The sequence below is a fragment of the Candidatus Aramenus sp. CH1 genome (assembly GCA_022678445.1).
GTDB lineage: Archaea > Thermoproteota > Thermoprotei_A > Sulfolobales > Sulfolobaceae > Aramenus.
This window is the reverse complement of sequence record JALBWU010000006.1, coordinates 161,342-180,938: the sequence shown is the minus strand read 5'-3', so window position 1 is coordinate 180,938 and position 19,597 is coordinate 161,342. Positions and strand designations below refer to the sequence as shown.

The following is a 19,597-nucleotide window of genomic DNA, read 5'->3' as shown; positions in this document are numbered from 1 at the left end:
GCATATATATGCTATTTCTGATAGATTTTATATATATGTTTAACTATTGTTATACATGACATGCCGTCAAGTGCTGTTGAAGAATTTATACTTATAGTTGCAACTGTAATTATAGGACTAGTAATATTCGGGTATGTTACATCGTCTTTAATACCTGCTGAGAACTTCAGTTTAGGACAACAACAGGCAAGCTCCTTATCTACCTCTACGACTTTATCAGTAGGCCCATTGCTGATATCAAAAGGAGGAACTGGAAGTACAGTAGTAGAAGTATATAATCCATCACAAAAAGGATTTGTTACGTTATTAGTTTTCGTTGAACCCTCTTATTTAGAGTCCTCAGTCGGGGTTCTAACTCCTTCTTCAACACAACCTTTCACAGTATACTTACCTAATGGTCAAAAGGCAAATCCTCTACAGATTACCACACCAATTTACGATATAAACGGGAAAGTGCTCTATAATCCTAATCCCTCAATTACAGTATACACAATACCTTTTAATACTCCAGTTACTGTTAACGTACAGAATGTTAATAGTAATGATATTATAATAATCTGGGTAATATACAACACAGCTGGATATTGGTTTAGGATTAGTTTTAGCTTTACGGGGGTACCCCTAACATGAGAAAGGCCTTATCTACGGTAATATTCCTAATAATTTTAACCTTCTTGCTGATAGCCGTTCTAATACCAGCGTTTGTCTTATTTAACTCCACTCCAGTATATTTAAGCCAAGGTAACATACAAGCGAGCGTATATACTCAATTGCAAAAAGAGCAGCAAGAAGAGGTGTATAGGGGGAATCCAAATATTTATTACAATTCTACAACTACACCTACCATAGAATTCATTTACACAAACCTACCTGCACCTTTAAACATTACTCAAATATACTACTTTAATGGTCAAACCTGGATGCCAATTCTTGATAGTAACTTGATAGTAGCGACAAACACTACTTATCCACTACCTCCTCAATCGTTTAATAACCCTATATTAATAGTTACCTCACAATCAAACTTCTTCTTCCTAAACCCAAATACTTCTGTAACAACTATTGCCATACCTGGACCCCAACGCCAACACCAACACAACAACAACCGCAACAACAACACCAACACCAAACAACTATTGCCATATCTGGACCTGCAGGTAAAGTGCCGATATATAACTGCTTTCGTCATAAATGGGAGCAAAATATTACCAGTCTCTATACAAACAGTGTTAGGAAGTGGTATTATAGGTAATACTCCACAAATACTTTATCTAAACCCTGGAACCTACCAGATAGCGGACAAGAATGGTTCTACAATATTTCTTCCACAGTACGGGTTAACTGCAAACTTCCAGAACTGGACATTGGTAGGCCAAGGTTCTTTTACCTCTTCTGCAAGTTCTTTAAGTACATCATTTACAGTTACGGGACCATTAGTATTAACAATAATATATAAAGCATCCTTGGAGAAGTTTAGCGTTACAATAAGGCCAGCTAACTTACCCTTAGGGGAAACGCTAAAATACAACGGTATAACCTTGTCCTCCTTAAATAATACTATAGCCGTTATAGTAGATAATAAAGTATACGAGGTACCCAGAAATGGTATAACGCTTTCCTTAACATATGGTTACCATATCGTGGAATTCCCCTTAGCAATAAACATATCGTTTAACTACACTGGGGGTTACTTCACGCCTTCAAATGGTTTTAAGTATGGACTCTACGCTGGTAATGTAACATGTTATACATTTCAATCGCTAAGTACAAATACGCAAAAGATTTCCGTAGTAGGTCAGTTCGAAGTATTCGTTAATAGTAGTGGAGTAATATATGGTAACTTTAAACCATTCACGTCGTACTATTTAGTTATTGTAAAGAATGACTTCTGTTTACCATCTGGGCTGGAATTATTCTCTAACACTACACCCGTATTAGGTGACATAGCACGTCAGCTTCTCCAAGTGAGTTATAATGGAGAATCAATCGATCTAGGTCCAATAAAGAACTACGTACCAGAAATGATATATTTTAAACAAGGCACAGGGCTTGAAATAACAATAGATTATCCCGCTCAATTATCAGGTACTTTTAATATAAATGACCAGATCTATAATGGTCTAATGTCATGTCCAATTAGCCTTGCCGTTTATAGTATATCAAGCCACCCAAGTTATTATTATCCTAAGCCATCTCTTAACAATTATGGAACCATATATGTTAACATGCCATTGTTATTGATTAATTATGAAGAATGGGAATACGGGGGTGAACCCTATTCATGATCCGTAATAGAGCTTTGTCAAATCTAATAGCAGTGATTATATTAATCGTAGTAGTACTGCTAATATTCGTCCCGGTGCTGTTCTACTTATATGCAGTAAATCAGCAAAATGTGGTAAGCTCTTCAATATACAATAACTACGTTTATCTAAAGAACTTACAATTAAACCAAGTTGTTACTGGTCATCCCTCAATCTATTATAGCGGTACTACGATTTGTTTTGAATACTCTAACGGTACATTCGTACCTCCATCAAACCTCACAATAGTAGGCATCCTGTATCTAAATCCAAATACTGGAGTGTGGAGTAATATTACAACATTAACGTATCCTATAGTAATAAGCAAGGGTCAGACATTAACCTTACCTAGTAACGTTGAAGGAGATCCAATAATAATAGTAACTTCTCTAGGTAACATATTCTTCTTATCCCCAGGATCGTCCATAGGACCATTTTCTCCTGTGAGGTAAAGGGGGGGATTAGAGATCATAACTCAGATTTATACCAATAACGGGCCACTGTCAGTCTCTACAAATGTTACTACTAACATATACGGAAAGTATGAAAACTTCACGACACCTGCTGCCTTCCCAAACCAAACTGGGTCTTTTGTAGCTACCGTTCCACAGTACGTATATTACGAAAACTCTATGGGTCAAGTAATTACGGGAGTATTTCATAATTGGGCTGTTTTAGGTAAGGCCTCTGTAAACTCTACCAACACTATTGGCATTCAAGTATCCCTCGAGGGGAGCCCATTAGTCCTAGTAGCTAACTATACAGTATTAAAGGCTTATGTAAATGTGAAGTTCGTAGTTAATGATCCTAATCTTTGCGTACTCGTGACATTTGACGGTTTTGGAATAACTGTGCGAGGTTCAACCACTATTGGAGTTCCAGCTGGCTTCGCTAATCTAACAATTTATACGTACCAGGCTAATGACACTAGTTTGAAAACTAACGGTATAATAAAGCACTACGTTTTTGGCAACATAGAGTATAACAAAGTTTATAACCAATACTCTGTAATAGTGTTTATACCTCCAAACCCAAGCGTCACACCGATTATTTACTTAAATTATTTAAACAATTTTAACTTCTATAAAGTGTATATAAATGCCACTACACAATATTATGTCTGCTTGTCACTTAACGGCACAGTATATAATTATGATCAAGCATATTGGATAATAGGAGGTAATTATTCATTTAATCCTGTAGGTATTTTCAATGGTTCTTATACATATGGAGCAAAATATGTTACGTTTGAGTATAGTAATGGTACTACTTTACACTATACATTCCCCAATATACCTTCGTACGTAATTATTAATCAACCCATGACTATCTCTGTCCAGTATGGTATAACACAATACTGGGTGCATTTATCATGAGGGGCCAGTCAGAATTCCCAGCTTTTATCATAGTCATAATAATCATCTTAGTATTAGTTTTACCACTTTTGTATATCCTAAGTAATTACTCTGTCCCGTCTGAAAAGAACTTAGATTACGTAAGTATTGTCGATAACCAGATAAACGGTGGTTCAGTGCTAATATTTTTCAAGTCTACTCCTTATAACTCTTGCATTGAAGTCTTAAGAGGGAATGGTAATTTTACGCTTTCAGCTGTGTTTTACACTAAAGATGGCGTATGGTATAATATAACTAGCGAAGTTCACGCTGTTAATAAACAGATGGTAGGTTTACCTGAACCCTTAATCTATAACTTTACCCTACCTGAATATGTGTGGAATTATACTATTGTATTGCAGATAGAAGCGTACAATGTAACTGTATTTGCAATGGCATATCCAAATGAGTCAGCCTTCACTTAAGTTTTTCCTAAAATGTAACATTTTTTAACTTTAATCTATACTATGTAATTTCGTATTATTTCTTATAAGGCTAAACTCTGGGAGAGTAATAGTACTGTAGTTGATCGTTCTCGCTATAAGGCTAGGAACACGCCTCATAAGCTCCATTATGGTCAACTACATATCATTAATGTGTATTGATAGTACTTTTGTATAAATTGTATTTTCTTTAGTGTACAGACACTAATTTCATCCCTTTTCTTTAAAATTTAATTTATGCTAAAAGATATCGAGTAAATTGTGTTTAAGAGGAATATTTCATCTTGTCATTGTGTTTCATGCTTTCTAAAGCTTCTGAACACTAACATTCTCTCGATGAGGAGCTACCTATTAAAAATAATTTAATGATAATTCTTATCAAAACAACTAAATTGTTGTCTGCACTTATAGTGCCGTTATGGAAGGTATATAGTAAGTTACAATCTATCATGAAGAGGACTTTTTTAGAAAATTCGTCTATGAACTAGTTAAGACAATTTTTATACCCATGTAACGGCACTCTATCTACACTCTTTCTTCACATGGAAAAGTATTTCTATGGTTTACTCTAAGAAAAGATGTAATGAGGACACTATGTTTAGAAGCTTAAAACGAACACGGAACCTAAACGAGATAATTGAAGCTTCTTCATTTACTCGAAGTCTATAAGTATAAGCTAGAATTGAGTGAAATTATAGCCCACATTTAGTTAACTTTAAATAAACTTGAAATAGATATATCTCAATGCCTGATGGAGAGCATGACCTAAATTACGCTTATAGAGCATTGTTTATCTTAGCCCCAATAGCTATTGCAGTAATGCATACAGAGGCAATGTTAATTCCATCCTTACCAACCATTGCTAACGACTTCAACGTTAACTAGTCTTATCCCAAAACTTAACAAATACTTTTGCATACCTCTTAGAGTGTGTGGACAACAATTTAGTTGTTTTGATTTAAATTGAATTTTCTTTATTGTGGAAAAGTATTTTTAGGGTGAGGGCGAGTTTATTTTATGAGGGCGAGAATATAAATAGGTTTGATTTCCTCGTCCTCACCCAAGTTATCTCTTCCCTTTTAAGGTTAATGTTAAGCCAAGGTTTCACTCCTTGGAGGAGGTTGCATTAGCCTTAACCTCTTACTTGTCTAGTTGGAGGACTTTATTACCTCATACTACCTTGCTTTACTATCTTCACAAGTTGGCTAATGTTGATTATGAGCTTAAGGTTAATGTTAGGGATGGGTTCTTGTTGATGAGACTAAGGTTTTGAGGGTTAATGGTTATTATTACTTGTGGGTTGTTATGAGTCTGGGCTTGTCTTATTCTTCATGTTAACTAGTCTTAGGAGTGGTTTTCATGTTTACGTTATATTAAATGGTATTAAACTAGAGAATTGGAGGGATAAGGTGATCTTTGTACACGACAAAGCATCAGTATACAAGGCGTTCAACTGGTTCAATACAAGGCACGAGGTTGAAACGTTTGGCAAGAGAAACTTGGTAGAACTAGTTTTCAGAAGTTTAAAACTAGCGAGCATTTCTCATGGAACTCAACAAGGAACACAATGACGAGATGGTTGAAAATATCCTTCATAATTTACAACACAATTTACTCGAAATCTATAAGTATTAATTTGAATAAAATTGAATTTTATGGAGGTGAGTGAAATTGTTGTCCACGCACGGTGGAGTTGCGCTAAACGCAAAAGCCAACATGGAGTTACATTATGCTCACTTCTTTAACGATATGTTCATCTTCCCAGCTGCTAATGATGCTGGTGGTTCAATTGGAGCTGCTGCTTATGTGTATGAACATGTATTAGGAGGTAAAATGAAGAACGAGAGGTTAAATAACGTATATCTTGGACCAGAATACGATGATGAGACCATTAAGAGAGTGGTAGCGAGGAGTAAGTTTAGGGCTGAGTACATCGGTGAGGACGTCAATGCAGTTGCAGATCTCGTGGCTAAAAATCAAGTTATAACTTGGTATCAAGGAAGGGCAGAACTAGGACCTAGGGCTTTAGGTAATAGATCTATCGTAGCTGACCCAACTAGAGAGGACTACTGGAGACTAGTTAATGATATAAAAGGCAGAGAGTGGTGGAGGCCATTGGCTCCCTCATTACTTGATGAGGACAAGGACGTCTACTTCCACGATGCTGTAACTCACGAATTCATGATTCTCATGCTTAGATACAAGAATGACGAAATGTGCAAGAGAGTTCCAGTAACTTGTCACGTAGACATGACCGCAAGGCCTCAAATGGTTACTAAGGATCAAAATAAAACGTGGTACGAGCTAATTAAGGCCTTCAAGGACTTAAAGGGAGAAGGGTTAGTAATGAACACTTCCTTTAACTTAGCTGGAGAACCTTTGGTTGAAACACCCCAAGACGCAATAAGAAGTTTTGCACTAGGTGGATTTGACGCAATGTACATGCAAGGATGGATAATTTACAAAAGATAAACCAAAATCAATAACTGTTTCTATTGTGCCGTTTTCTCGTTCACTCTATTTATTAGGAAATATTATAAACCATTAAAGCATAGAGTTAGTCCTTTCACTTCTATTAGCCGTAAGGCAGAAAGAGAGCTTAAACTCTCACTGAGGTTAGCGCAATAAGGGATTTATGAACCTCTATCCTTCTCAGCAATTAAATTCATAAAGTGTCCAAAATCATCTATAGCTATCACTTTGAAATTATGCTTGCCTAATATGTCAAGAACTTCCTTGTCAGTCTGCCCTTTCCTTACCTCCACTATGATCCTCTTGGTTTTATTTAAGACCTCATTGCTTCCTTTCAGAGCTTCAACTTCAGCTCCCTCTACGTCAATCTTCAGCAAGTTAATTTCAAGCTCTTGACTTAATAACTGGTCTAGGGTAATGGTCTCTACCTCAATGGAATTATCATAAATGTACTCATTCATCATATCGTATTTAAGGGTAGAAACTACATGAGAACTGCTAAGGTATAGTCTAGCCTTCCCTGAAGAGCTCCATGCTGCCATGTTAACACTTCTAACGTTAGAGAAGCCATTCAGTTTCACGTTCTTTTGCAAAGCTTGATAAGCTAAGGGATTTGGTTCTACTGCTATTACCTTATTAGCGTATTTAGCTGATATTAATGAGTAAATACCTACATTAGCGCCACAGTCTACTACTACACCGCCTTCTCTTGCAAAACGAGAAAAAACCTAAATGTAATAGGCTCATAATAGAAATAAATATGCTGTAAATAGGAGGATCTTCGCAAGGTTCTAGGTACAACTTGACTCCATAGGTCTTCGCATAAACGTTCTTACGGCACAGATCCCCAAGGAGCTTGTTTAAGGATCTTGGTCGATATAGAGAATATTTCAACATTAAGGTATAATAGGTGATAAGATCATTGGAACCAAGACCCATCTTAAATATCATAAGACCCACCTTAAATATCATCATACCTTTTTTAAGTGTATTAAACTTCATGAATCTATTTATTAGGGTATAGTATATAAACTTTAAATGAGCATAAATGTAATAATAATAAAATTTAGTTAAATACGAACATGTAATTAAAAGTAAAAAGCATAGTTTGTACTTTAGCATTTTATAGCAGTTCAGTCTATATCCAAACCTATACAGGAGAACTCTTACTCATGTAACTTAAATGCATAAATTAGCTTATATTCATTCTGGGACACCGAAGGAGTAGATGCCCCCCTCTTCCTTAGAAAAGCTCTAGTAGCGTAAAAGTTAGTTTTGAGCTCAGCGTCTATAAGGCTAGGTAGATGGAGAATAGAGTTCCTTAATGCGTTCTTTAAGAGGTCTCTGAAGGTGATTTCCTTTACCTTGAAGCCCAGTTCCCTTAAGTATCGAGGGATAAACTCAACGTTATCATTCCCGTGGAGCTCCATGACTATCTCCCTAGCGTTTCTAACAACAGAGCTCTTTACCGCGTATTTCTCAGCACCTTCTATATCCATCTTTATCACATCAGCGTAAGATACAAGGGAGTCTAAAGGTTTAACCTCAACCTCTACGCCTTCTTCAGCTAGAGAAGAAGTTACACCGTCTAATTTAAATTTCGTCTTCCCTTCAGTACTACCAATTGCAAACGGTAAGATTTCAACGTTATTTACGTTGTTTAGCTTTAAGTTTTCTTCTAAGAGTTTCAGATAGTTGGGATTAGGCTCTATCGCTATAACTCTTTTAGCCATCCTTGAGGCTATAACAGTGAAATCCCCTATTGAGGCACCAGCGTCTAAAACTACGTCATCTCTTCCTATCTTTAAAAACGAATATTCGCCAGCAATAAATGTAGCGTAATAGATAAACGCTTCCTCCTTGTTTACTACCAACTTTATATTATCATACTTAAGTAATTCCATATTTATTTAGGTAATAAATACGCACATATCCATTTAAAATTTTTACTGAAGAAATAAGCTGTGATAGGCACCACTCTTTATAGCATGCCGACTCTCTCCAACTCCTCCCTTATCTTCTTAGCGTGATTGTCCCAGGAGAGCTCCTTCGATAAGCTTATCAACTCTTCTCTCATTTTGGTTAGCCTCTCTTGATTCTCAAACAAATAGTTTATCTTCTCAGCAGCTTCCTCGTAATCCCTCACAACGTAACCATTTACGTCGTTGGTTATGAGCTCTTTCGACCCTATACCATTGTTTACCACAGGGATTAAACCATTGCATATCCCTTCTATTACTCCCATCCCTGGTCCTAGTTCATTAAATCCGAAACGTAAGATTATTGAAGCCTTAGCATAGAGTTCTCTTAACTCCTCTTCTTTCAACCTACCCGTTACGATAGCATCAGGATAATCCCTTTTAAACTTCTCCATCTCCTCTGGCACTGCCCAAGAACCAGCCATGACTAGTTTCCCTCCCCTTAACCTTTTTGCAACTTCCCCATACCACCAAGGCTTTCTTCCCTTATCCCACATAGAGACTGCTAGAATAATCGGTTCCCTCTCATTCCCTAGTTGTTCAACAGGATAACATCCAGGGTAAACTACAACAGAAGAAAAGCCGTGTTCCTTCAACACTTGCTGATTATACTTACTATTAGTAAAGACCACCTTAGCTTTAGATATTACTTCCTTGTCTAACATTCTGGGAAAAAGGAACTTCACACCATTTGACCTTAAATTTGTTTCATGAATGTAAAGAGCATAGTCTTGCCCCCTAAATACCTTGTTCAGGTATCCCATGATTCCGGCGAATTGATCGTGATAGAGGGCTGGTGGTTCAATTTCCCTCCACTTAGTTAGCAATAAATCTAGGTCAACGGTAGCTTCCTTTCCCCTATCCTTTGCATAAATTGACGCTACAGCCCAGAATAACGGTGTTAATTTACCGTGCCCTCTTCTAACTACTTCAACGTCAACGTCTTTAAGGTAGTAATCGTGAAAGCTCTCCCTTAAAACGAGTAGTTTGCCGAGCCTTCTTGCCTCTTCAACAGCCATCCTAGCTACTCCACCGTTCCACAGCACCCTTAGCACTATTGTTAGTTTCCTGTCCACAACGCCTTATAGATATAAACATTTTAAAACTTAGCTTAAAAGTAATTAGTCAAATGAAGGTAAGTGTTATCATACCAACTCTTAACTCCGCTGGAACTATTGAAAATGCTCTAAAGTCAATAAAGGAGCAGAGCATTCCTGCTGAGATTATAGTAGTTGATAGCATGTCAACTGATGGAACAGCGGAAATTGCAGAGAAATATGGGATAGTAATAAGGCAGAAGAGCAATAGGCTAAGCGCTAGGATAATAGGAGCAATTAACGCCACTGGAGATTTTATACTGAATATGGATTCAGATCAATTTTTAGCTAAAGGCACTTTAGAGAGAGCGTTAAAGACTGAGAAGAGGATTACGGTGCTTGAGGAGGTCAGTGTTGGGCATGGAGTAATAGCTAAACTTAATAAACTAGATAAAGAGATCGTTCATAGACACTGGAAAGAGAACTTGGATCCAATTACTGGAGCAATAAAACCAAGGTTTTACGAAAAAGCTCTGTTATTGCAAGTTTATAAAAAAATTGACAGTCTAGCGGATAAGCTAACCATGTATGAGGATGCGATAGTATATTATGAGGCATTTAGACTTTCTAACAGTAGCATACATGATATAGGGTATGTAGAGAAAGCAATCTATCATTTGGAAGAAGACTCGTTAATTCGCTTCATGAAGAAGTGGTATAAGTACGGGAAAACTGCTAGGTTTTTAAAACAAACAAAATATGACTTCTTTTTAAAGAATAGAGGAGTTAGGAAAGGGAACTTAATGGAAAAAATTGGGCTTTTACCTTTAACCTTGATAAAGGGAATTCCTTACTTTCTAGGATTATACCTTTCTTGAGTTTTTTCTGGGGACTTTAAGATAGAACCTCCAATGACCTCCCATATTCTCTTGCTAGAAGTTACGTAAAACAAGACTGCAACATCTACCAACAAGTTTAGGGCAAGGTACGGAAAATCGCTCACATATATTAAGCTCACTGAGGGATATGAGGAAGTAATATACACGTTAGCTACTTCAAAGTAATAGGCAAATGACATTACGGGATCTTTAACTAAGACCTCGTGGTTAAAGGTAAAAAATGTATACCAGGGATTAGCAAATACTGTAGTGCTGTAACCTTTAGTGGAGAAGTTACCTTCCTGTATCACAGATTCTTGAGTAGTAAAAGACACTATAGACCTGTTTGAAAGTAATGAATGCGCTTCTTGATAGAGCCCCTCGTACTCCGATGCAGGAACAAGGACTATCTTGACTACGTTTAAGCCATCGTCGTATAAAGTGAGACTATTATTTACTATGTCTAACTGCCCTAAGTAACTCCAACTAACGTTATACACTAAGTTTGACATTTTATATAAAATAGAGTAATTCCCAGATACTAGCTTTATACTACCAGAGTGATAAAGGCCGTTTAATGAGGTCAAGGTTAGTAATCCATAAACGTAATAATTGCCATTAGGTACGTGTAACTTTAGGGGAATTGAGGGATTTCCACTTACTATTGCGTCTAGAACATCGGGAGTCCAGAAGGGAGATTGATGAGTCCATCCGCCAGAATAGTACTGATTAACGTAAATGTTGGAGGCTGAGATAACGTGAGCTGAGTTATTTACCAACATAGGAATTAGATCATTAGGTGACAGATTATATCCTATAAAGCCCTTAACGTATGGTAGAATACTCTGTAAGTTATTCACATAATAGAAGGGAATTATCACATAACTCGAGTTAAGCGAGGACAAGTTATCAATCACCAACGGAAAATTAAATGCTACGTAAACTCCCTTACTACTCCAATACGGTGAGTATAAGGTGTTGTAAAATACTTTAACTATACTTTGATTATAAATAAGCTTAAAGAATGGATTAGAGCTAATGGTAGAAAAGCACTTAGACGAGGTGTCGTTAAGGAAAACTACGTATTCTACTCCCAGATATGCTAAGGCTTTGGCTGGATTTAGTGAATTGGTTATGGAGTACCACATGAAATTCATATAACCGTATGCCGAGGGACTAATGACAGAAGGTAGTACTTGATAATAGCTAGCCAAAGACGCACTACCTAACGTTAGTACGATCCCAGTATCGTTATTAGCGATCTCATGTAAGCTATTCACCACTGCCGATGGCGGTGACGAGTAATGGGTAGATACAAAACCATTTGCTATCGGCATATAAAACATGAGAGCAACTATAAGAAATAACGCAACTACTGGAATAGTCTTTAAGTATCTTATATATCTCCAATTAATTAACCTAATAGAAACTAATTTAGACATTGAACTATAGATGCTGAAACTTATAAGGAGGTAAAATGGGGTAACAAAAAGATAAGACGGTAAGTAAGTGGGATAAATATAGACTAAATACTCTATGCGGGAAGTTTGTGCTAGCCAATAACCAAGTGTGCTCGAGCCAACATAATTATAAGATGCTACAGCCAAGAGAAAAATAGAGAGAAAGATCACGATGGGTTTTCTCTTTATAAGTAAAGCTGAGAACGAAATTGCCGTAAGGATAGCTCCTAAAAGAATATTAACGTGAAACTGAGTAACATAAAAAGACGACCGTAACCAATACATTACACCTACTAATGTGTAGAAAGGATTAACAGTTTGTAATGCTATGCCTAACTGATTATATACTGTTGCTGCTCCCACCAGCGAAACAAAGGGGGCTATAAATCGTGTGTAAAGTATAGTATTCACGTTAAGTAACAAAAAGAAGATAAAACCAAATAGGAACATCTTGAACCAGTTAACTACGTATCTTATACTTCTCTTTAGCGTGAGAAAGTAAAGAGAATACGCAAAAAATGTCAATAAGGAGAAAAGGATTCCCCTAGGATCAGTGAAATCAAGTGTTACGGCTAATGCTACTAGTGCTCCACGTTTTACCGAATCTCTTAGTGTAACTTTATCAACATCTAAGGCATAGTCGAAGAGTGCTAAAGAGATTGCAAATAAACCAGGATAGAAATAAATCACACCGCTGACTACGTACCATGTTATTGGAACGGGAATAGATACTGCATTTGAAGTAATATACAACAATGGCCCTTTTGCGTTAAAGTATTTCCTCAAAAAATATATAGATGAGAAAAATATTCCAAGAAATAGAAATCCAAAGGAAGAGTAAGCTCCAAGGTAATATGCTAAAATAGAGAGAAATGGAACGTGACCTAGTAAGCTAAGCAGAAAACTAAACATTCCATATAATCCAGGATAAGCATCCCCATTAAGAATGTTGTAAGATAGCTTCTCAGCTACGTTTGAGGGCAACAGGGAGTATGAAGGACCTAAACTATTGTGAAATAACATATAATACTCAACAATGCTTACGATAATCCCTGATAAATAGCCAGTAAGATTCTCTCTCAGTTTATTCATGAATTGACACACACAAATCTCATTAAAAAGCATTATCATAGTTCAATTATGAGAGTATTAATAGTAACTTTTGGAGATGTCAGAAAGGCTAATGTTGGTTATCTAATCAGGGTTTCCAATTTCATTAAATGCATTGAAGGGGAAAACTTAAAGGTAATACAGTTCATAAACGACAAAGAGAGTTTCACTAAGGAAGAAGACGAGGAGAATACAAATAATATAATAACGATCAAGACTAGTAAGAATTATTTCTTTACTGGTCTGTCAATATTAATAAACTCATTGAGATTTTCAAACCTTGTTAGGTGGTCTGAAGTTGTAATTTTTGAAGGTTCCATCTTTGTACCCTTTGGCATAATGGCGAGATTAATGGGTAAAAAGGTAATTCACGACTTTCATGGTTCAATAGTAGAGATATCTAGGGAAATGAAAGGCTTTAGAAATTTCGCTATAAGAAGAGTAATAGGAGGGACCTTAGATAAGTTGGCAGTTATCATAGCTAATGTAACCACAGCTGTCTCAGACAGGGATTCCGAGCTAGTAAAGAAAATGTGGGAAAGAGCTAAAACGTTTACAGTTGTTCACGGTTTAGATATAAATAAGATACCGTTTCTTTCAAACAAGAACGAAAAAATGAGAAGGCTTATATTTGTAGGTAATCTCAAAGCAGTAAATAACTTAGTTGCCGTTGAAAACTTAATTAAGATAGCAAAGGATTTACCTAACGTGGAATTTCTGATAATAGGAGACGGAAAGGAGTTGATAAAGGATCCCCCACTAAACGTTAAGCTCTTGGGTAAAGTGGATTCTTTAGATTCCTATTACGACGAAGCGGACGCTTGTATTGTCCCAATAACTGTAGGAACTGGCGTAAAGACAAAAGTGTTAGAGTGCATGGCATACGGAAAACCTGTGATAACAACGGAAAAGGGAATTGAAGGATTAGAGAAAGCTAGAAATATTAAGGGAATGTATGTAGTACCGCTAGAAGAAATGAGCAAGATCGTAGATAAGATAAAGTTAGAGAAGACGTATCCAGAGCTGAGAGCATTTGTGAGGGAGAACTTCTCCTTAGCCACTACTTGCCGGCAATTAAGAGAAGTATTAGAGTCGCTCTATGGACGGTCATAAAAAGGTTCTCATAACCCGGTTATTTTTAGAAAATTCTCCCTAAAGTTCTTATCACTAAACATTGTAGCCCTCTCTTTAGCCTCTTTTCTCAACTTATCGTCGCTTAACGCCTGTTTAATTAGTTCAGGCAATTCTTCTACCCTTTCATAACCGTATCCGAATCTTCCCTCGGAAACTATATCAAACCACGCTCCTCCATTTTTATAAACGAGTGGTATAGCTCCTGCGCTCATTCCTTCTGCTATTGCTATTCCAAAAGGTTCCTCTCTCTTTGTGTGTAAGATTACCTTAGCCTTACATAAAACTTGTTGTTTTTCTTCGTCACTCGCATTAGTTAAGAAACTTACATTTGAAGGATTTCTCCTCCTCAGTTCTTCGTAATATTTCTCATTTTGAATTCTTCCTACTATTATAAATTTCGTATCCTTTAGAGCCTCAGCTGCATAAATTACGTCTTCATATTTCTTATCCCTAGCTATCCTTCCTAAGCTAACTACTACATTATCTTTCCCCTCATCCTTACAGTTAATTAGCCTCACTGGAGGGTAAAGTACATCAGCTGACCTCTTTTCCTTCTCATAAAGAAGTTTTGCAGTATACGTGGAGTTTGCAACCAATCGTTTTGTTTCATCCTTAAAGCTAAAAGAAGTAATATAGTTAAGAAGATCAGTAAAGCTCCTAATTTTTGTAACATCAACTGGACTAAAAAACTTTCTGGCAGGGTAGTGTATATATCCGAAATCATAGTGCCCAATCAAGTCATCATATGTACTACATATTAAGTAATCATAACCTTCAAAAGATCTGAAATAAGAGGAGACTAAATATAATCTGGCTACTCCAAACTCAACAAAAGGTGAAAGAGTTACCAAAGTGGAAAAAGGTCTAAACAATGGATTTACGACAATTTTATTTACGGAGTCGTTTATGGCTTGCCTGAACTTGTAAGGATATAGGGGTGTATACAAATCAATATTATGACCCCTATCCTTTAATATTCTAACAATATTAGTAAAGACAACACCTCCTCCTCCAAGCAAGTCTATGTCTAGGGGAATAGGATTGACAACAGCTATTTTCATAAGAAGAAGGCAATTGTTAAAATATATATAGTTATTGAGCTCTTATTTTAGAGCTTTGCCTTCTGTTTGAGTGTAGGAGTGTGGACAAGAATTTTGTTATTTTGATATAAATTAAATTTTCATCTAGAAAATCATTTTTAGTGTAGTTCTTTTTGAGAGAACATTTAGTAGAAGCTTAAGGCATCAAGCATTGACTTATCATAGAAGCCAATGGTTGAAAATTTTATTCACATAATTCTCGAAATAAGCGTCGAATAAAATTGAATTTTATGTGAATGAAATTCTTGTCCACACTCGAATGTAGTGTCGTTATATTATTAATCCTTTTATAAGTACATAAGGCTTATAGGGATACGTTTTGCTGAGCGTGAAAGGTATTACGTTATTAAGGTCATGAATAACTAAAGTACACGCAGTAGTTTCTTGAGAGTAAGCGTTAAGCAGGTTAAGGAGTTGACATTGAAGATGTAGTACAATAGAATCGAGATAGCACTAAATATTGTTAATTTTAGAAGATTTTTCATACAAATACTTTATATAGAGAGAAATGACTAAGGAAAATTCCAAAAATTGATATCATAGATATTACGAGAACTATTAACCTGGTCTATACCTCGCGTTGTATTGTAAAACACTAAAATATTTTCATATAGAAGTGTCGGTCTTTTCAAGGAGTACAATCTACTTTTTATGCTATGATAATTATTGATAAAGTTTATTAATCCAAAATATCGTTTGAAGCTTAAAGGAATGGAACAGATGACAAAAATTAATAAATTGTAAATGGCCTGGGAGAGAAACAACTTCTACATCTTTAATGCAAAAAATCAGAAATTATAAATAACTGCTGAAGATAATGCATTGTATCGTCACCTCACAATGAAATATGTACATTATCTAAAGAATTCTGTTACACCAACATTAATTTCGAGTGAGATTGTGTAAACTAAAAGTAGTGTTGTTTCCTAATTACTCTTCTCACTTTATAATATCTCTCTAAAAGTGCTTTTAATGCTATCCTTAGAATATATCTAAAATAAGAAAATATATTATTAATTTAATAAACTGATAAATAATTCCTTACATAAATTTCTTGACCTTAAGAATCTAAGGATAAAAGTTTAAAAATGAACATTCCATGTATAATTGATGAAATCACTATATCATCAAATAATATATAACCTTAAGCGTATCAGAGATTATCAAAAAATCTATAGTAACTGGTTCGACGTAATTCTACAGAGAAGAAGAAGGAAAGAAAGAATTTTCGTAAAACTGAAAGACGGTAGTTCTGGACTATGTAACACAAAATACGTAGGAGCACTGGTTGACTTGATAGAGCTGGTTTCAGATCTAGATCCAATGAAGTTACATTTTCAAGGTGATCAGTTATATTATGGTTCAGTAAGGCTAATAACTGATACTCCTGGCTCAATTATACTTAGCGCCTTAAGTTGGATTAAAAAGGATAATTATTGGTACTATCCAAGATATAACGTAAAATTCCTAGAAGGTAATGAATTTGTTTTGTTTGAAACCTTTGTCGAAGAGCAGTACAATGTTGATGTAAATGGTGAAGTTGTGGACGTTGGGGCAAACATAGGCGATTCTTCTATTTATTTCGCGATAAAGGGAGCTAAGAAGGTTCTAGCTTTCGAGCCTCTACCCTCAGTGTATCAAGTGGCTTTAGAAAATGTTAAACTAAACAAATTGGAAAACGTTATAACGCTCGTCAACGCCGGGGTAGGATCTAGCGACGGAGTAATAAAGGTACCTTCAACAATAGATTTAGACGAGAGCGGTGGGTTTCACGTCAGTGGGCAGGGTGACGCAGAAGTTCCAGTATACTCCTTGAAGAGAATAAGGGGGATGGTTAAGGACCCTTACCTGTTAAAGATGGACTGTGAAGGATGCGAAGTTGACGTTATATTGAATTCAGAAGATATAGATTTCGAGAAGATAATTTTCGAACACCACGCTTTCTTAACTAATGTTCCCTACAAGAGGTTAACAAGGAAGCTAGAGGAAGAAGGATATGCATGTGGAAAACCTCGTCAAATACATGATCCCAATTATGTAGATCCCAATTATGTAGGAGTGATTACTTGCGAGAAAAGACGATAATTACTTTATTTCGTCTTCTATTTCCTTTAGCATTTTAACCCAGTTGTCGGTTATTATTTCCCAGTCGTGCTGCTTAGCAGTTTCTAATCCATTTCTCACTAATCTCTCCCTTAATTCGTCATCCCTAACTACTCGGTAAATATATTCCGAAAGAACGTTAGGTGAAAAGCTCTTATCAACCAACGCATTGCCCTCATGAACTAGGTATTCTCTTCCTCCAATATTGTCCGTAGTAACTACAGGAGTACCGCAAGCCATAGCCTCAAGAGGAGGCAATCCATAACTTTCCATTCTAGATGTGTAGAGGAACACAGTAGCTTCATTATAAAGCTCGGCCATCTTTTCGTGAGGAACACGTTGATTCTCTTCATATTTGAAGTGAATATCATTCTTGAATTTACTTAATACTCCATCGTGGACTATAATAGCAGTGAAATTCAACTTACGCGAAAGTAGGTTTAACGCGTCAATGGCTAGTTTCGGATTCTTATTACGGTCAGATCTTAGAATTACCATTACTTTTGCGTTGGAGTCTTTTCTCTTAGGCGTAAACAAATTTGTGTCTACGCCTGCCCTAACCACGAAGTACTTTGTGTTCCTGTCTTTTCTCATGGACATGGCGATTTTAGCTTCAATCTGAGTTAAAGCAATGTAATAATCAAAAGGCATGTAAAAAGTTAAATACCATCTCATACTCTTGCTCGTAAAGTAAATGTATCCGCCCCATCCTTGTGGAAAGAAGGCTAATTTCTTGAACTTCCTTGATGTGTAACTCCATAGGTAGGCGTATGGTACGCCAGTAATTATTAGATCTGATTCTGGAATTATATTAGTCATAATCCTTGAAAAGTCTAGATCTACATTAAATAATTTCGATAATATTAAATAGTAATCTAATCCCTTAAAATCTCTTATCTGCTTATACTTTAATTGAAGAATTTTTGATAAATACTTTAGTACTTTTGGTTCTTCTGGGTATATTATTGGAACTTTATTGTTCTTGTAGAACCAAGGGCTTCCTCTCGAGGCTACTATCTTAACGTTATAACCTCTTCTTAACAGTCTATTGGTTATTTCCATGAAATAATAGTTACCTCCCGTCAATACAAAATCTTCTGTCACTAACGTTAAATTTATCATCCTATTGTAGTTGTTAAATCCTTGGAAATAAAGTTTTTTCAATTACCAACAAGTACGTTTAGGAGTTATCTATTTTCTTCTCAACGAGATTATAGCTGAAATTGTCGTTAAAACTATGGAGACTGCAATAAGGGATATTGGTAGTATGGGATAATTTACCCTAACATTCCCCTCATCTGAGGCGCTGATCGTTATTACCTTGTATAGGTGCATGGCCGGCCAACTGATGTTTAAAGTTTCTTGCGTTGATGTAACCCTTAGTGAAATCTCTCCCTGTCCTTCATTGTTAGTATAACCGCTTGTGTATTCTTTACCGTTTAAATAGACTACGTAGAGCTGATTCGGGCTCGGAAAAGTTACCAGGAATTCTTTTGGTGTAATCATAACGTTTGGAGTATCAGTTCTTATTCCAACATACGAAAAATTCCAAGGAATAGGGGTTAAATAATTAATTGCATATTCTTTACCGTTTATGTAGAAACACTTAACTAATGTTAACCCCTTTTCCTCTTCAAATATAACTGTATAATTTACCGGTTTAGTTATGTTTATCCAATTATTTACATAACTACTATAATAAGGTAGCGATGAAATAGGATTAAACCAGCTTCCGTTAATGTGGTACCAAAGTCTTCCATTAAACGTAAGAAGAACTGAAGTGAAGTCATTTTGGTCACCGTCAGGCAATGGGGGTCTAAAATTGCCTCCATAAAGCACAATGCCTGGATTACTATAATAGTATACATGATAAAAAAAGAAGACAAACCTTACTGCTATCTCACTATCGTTTGTCTGTATGGGAAATAGTAAGTAGCCTCCGCCGGGAGGAGCCCCAGTATAGCTTACCTTGCTACCATTGTGAACGATTTCTACACCAGAGGCAATTACGCTGAAATTAGTTGAGTTTATATAATTGCTTACAAATTGAAATTGAATGCGAATTTCTTGGCCTAAATACGCCTCATGTGGATAATTTACTGAAATAGTTGAGGAAATACTCACTGTGCTAAATGCAATGAGTATGAATACAATAACAAGGGTAAGTCTCATAAAAGAAAATAC

The 19,597-nt window shown here is 36.1% G+C and carries 14 protein-coding genes and 3 pseudogenes; 10 read left to right on the top strand and 7 right to left on the bottom strand.

Annotated features, from left to right (window positions below):
- The first annotated feature begins 60 nt into the window (after positions 1-60).
- The 7 genes and pseudogenes from MPF33_05795 (at position 61) to MPF33_05765 (ending at position 6,612) form a co-directional block, all read left to right on the top strand.
- Positions 61-630 carry a hypothetical protein gene (locus tag MPF33_05795; GenBank protein MCI2414744.1) on the top strand — a complete coding sequence of 190 codons (570 nt, stop codon included), beginning with the start codon at positions 61-63 and terminating at the stop codon, positions 628-630.
- On the top strand, positions 627-2,285 hold the full coding sequence (locus MPF33_05790; GenBank protein MCI2414743.1) for a hypothetical protein: 1,659 nt from the start codon (positions 627-629) through the stop codon (positions 2,283-2,285). The genes MPF33_05795 and MPF33_05790 overlap by 4 nt, the downstream gene beginning before the upstream one ends.
- Positions 2,282-3,679, top strand: a pseudogene (locus MPF33_05785) (hypothetical protein). Before MPF33_05790 ends, MPF33_05785 begins: the two are co-directional and overlap by 4 nt.
- Positions 3,676-4,122, top strand: a complete 447-nt coding sequence (locus tag MPF33_05780; protein MCI2414742.1) for a hypothetical protein — start codon at positions 3,676-3,678, stop codon at positions 4,120-4,122. Before MPF33_05785 ends, MPF33_05780 begins: the two are co-directional and overlap by 4 nt.
- Before the next feature lie 762 nt (positions 4,123-4,884).
- A pseudogene (locus tag MPF33_05775) lies at positions 4,885-5,093 on the top strand (hypothetical protein).
- Positions 5,094-5,171: 78 nt separating this feature from the next.
- A pseudogene (locus MPF33_05770) lies at positions 5,172-5,809 on the top strand (IS6 family transposase).
- Between the two features lie 2 nt (positions 5,810-5,811).
- Positions 5,812-6,612 carry a hypothetical protein gene (locus tag MPF33_05765; protein MCI2414741.1) on the top strand — a complete coding sequence of 267 codons (801 nt, stop codon included), beginning with the start codon at positions 5,812-5,814 and terminating at the stop codon, positions 6,610-6,612.
- A gap of 161 nt (positions 6,613-6,773) precedes the next feature.
- On the opposite strand, the gene MPF33_05760 is transcribed toward MPF33_05765, so the two are convergent.
- The 3 genes from MPF33_05760 to MPF33_05750 all read right to left on the bottom strand — a co-directional run bounded on the left by MPF33_05760 (position 6,774) and on the right by MPF33_05750 (position 9,610).
- Positions 6,774-7,268, bottom strand: coding sequence for an FkbM family methyltransferase (locus MPF33_05760; GenBank protein ID MCI2414740.1), 495 nt, complete (start codon positions 7,266-7,268; stop codon positions 6,774-6,776).
- 510 nt (positions 7,269-7,778) lie between these two features.
- Positions 7,779-8,516 carry an FkbM family methyltransferase gene (locus MPF33_05755; GenBank protein MCI2414739.1) on the bottom strand — a complete coding sequence of 246 codons (738 nt, stop codon included), beginning with the start codon at positions 8,514-8,516 and terminating at the stop codon, positions 7,779-7,781.
- A 77-nt stretch (positions 8,517-8,593) separates the two neighbouring features.
- Entirely contained in the window at positions 8,594-9,610 is a 1,017-nt protein-coding gene (locus MPF33_05750; GenBank protein MCI2414738.1) for a glycosyltransferase, read from the bottom strand.
- Positions 9,611-9,720: 110 nt separating this feature from the next.
- Between MPF33_05750 and MPF33_05745 the strand changes: the two genes are divergently transcribed.
- The gene (locus tag MPF33_05745; protein ID MCI2414737.1) at positions 9,721-10,506 is read left to right on the top strand and encodes a glycosyltransferase family 2 protein; all 786 of its coding nucleotides are present in this window, start codon (positions 9,721-9,723) and stop codon (positions 10,504-10,506) included.
- Here the strand turns inward: MPF33_05745 and MPF33_05740 are convergent.
- The gene (locus MPF33_05740; GenBank protein MCI2414736.1) at positions 10,479-13,058 is read right to left on the bottom strand and encodes a hypothetical protein; all 2,580 of its coding nucleotides are present in this window, start codon (positions 13,056-13,058) and stop codon (positions 10,479-10,481) included. The genes MPF33_05745 and MPF33_05740 overlap by 28 nt on opposite strands.
- Before the next feature lie 48 nt (positions 13,059-13,106).
- On the opposite strand from MPF33_05740, the gene MPF33_05735 reads away from it, so the two are divergent.
- Positions 13,107-14,189, top strand: coding sequence for a glycosyltransferase family 4 protein (locus tag MPF33_05735; protein MCI2414735.1), 1,083 nt, complete (start codon positions 13,107-13,109; stop codon positions 14,187-14,189).
- 8 nt (positions 14,190-14,197) lie between these two features.
- Here MPF33_05735 and MPF33_05730 read toward each other — a convergent pair whose 3' ends face one another.
- Entirely contained in the window at positions 14,198-15,271 is a 1,074-nt protein-coding gene (locus MPF33_05730; protein MCI2414734.1) for a glycosyltransferase, read from the bottom strand.
- Between the two features lie 1,149 nt (positions 15,272-16,420).
- Here MPF33_05730 and MPF33_05725 point away from each other — a divergent pair.
- Complete coding sequence (locus MPF33_05725; protein ID MCI2414733.1) at positions 16,421-17,395, top strand: FkbM family methyltransferase; 975 nt, start codon at positions 16,421-16,423, stop codon at positions 17,393-17,395.
- Here MPF33_05725 and MPF33_05720 read toward each other — a convergent pair whose 3' ends face one another.
- Both MPF33_05720 and MPF33_05715 read right to left on the bottom strand, forming a co-directional pair.
- Positions 17,396-18,535, bottom strand: coding sequence for a glycosyltransferase family 4 protein (locus MPF33_05720; protein ID MCI2414732.1), 1,140 nt, complete (start codon positions 18,533-18,535; stop codon positions 17,396-17,398).
- 69 nt (positions 18,536-18,604) lie between these two features.
- Positions 18,605-19,585, bottom strand: a complete 981-nt coding sequence (locus tag MPF33_05715) for a hypothetical protein (GenBank protein MCI2414731.1) — start codon at positions 19,583-19,585, stop codon at positions 18,605-18,607.
- Between the last annotated feature and the right edge of the window lie 12 nt (positions 19,586-19,597).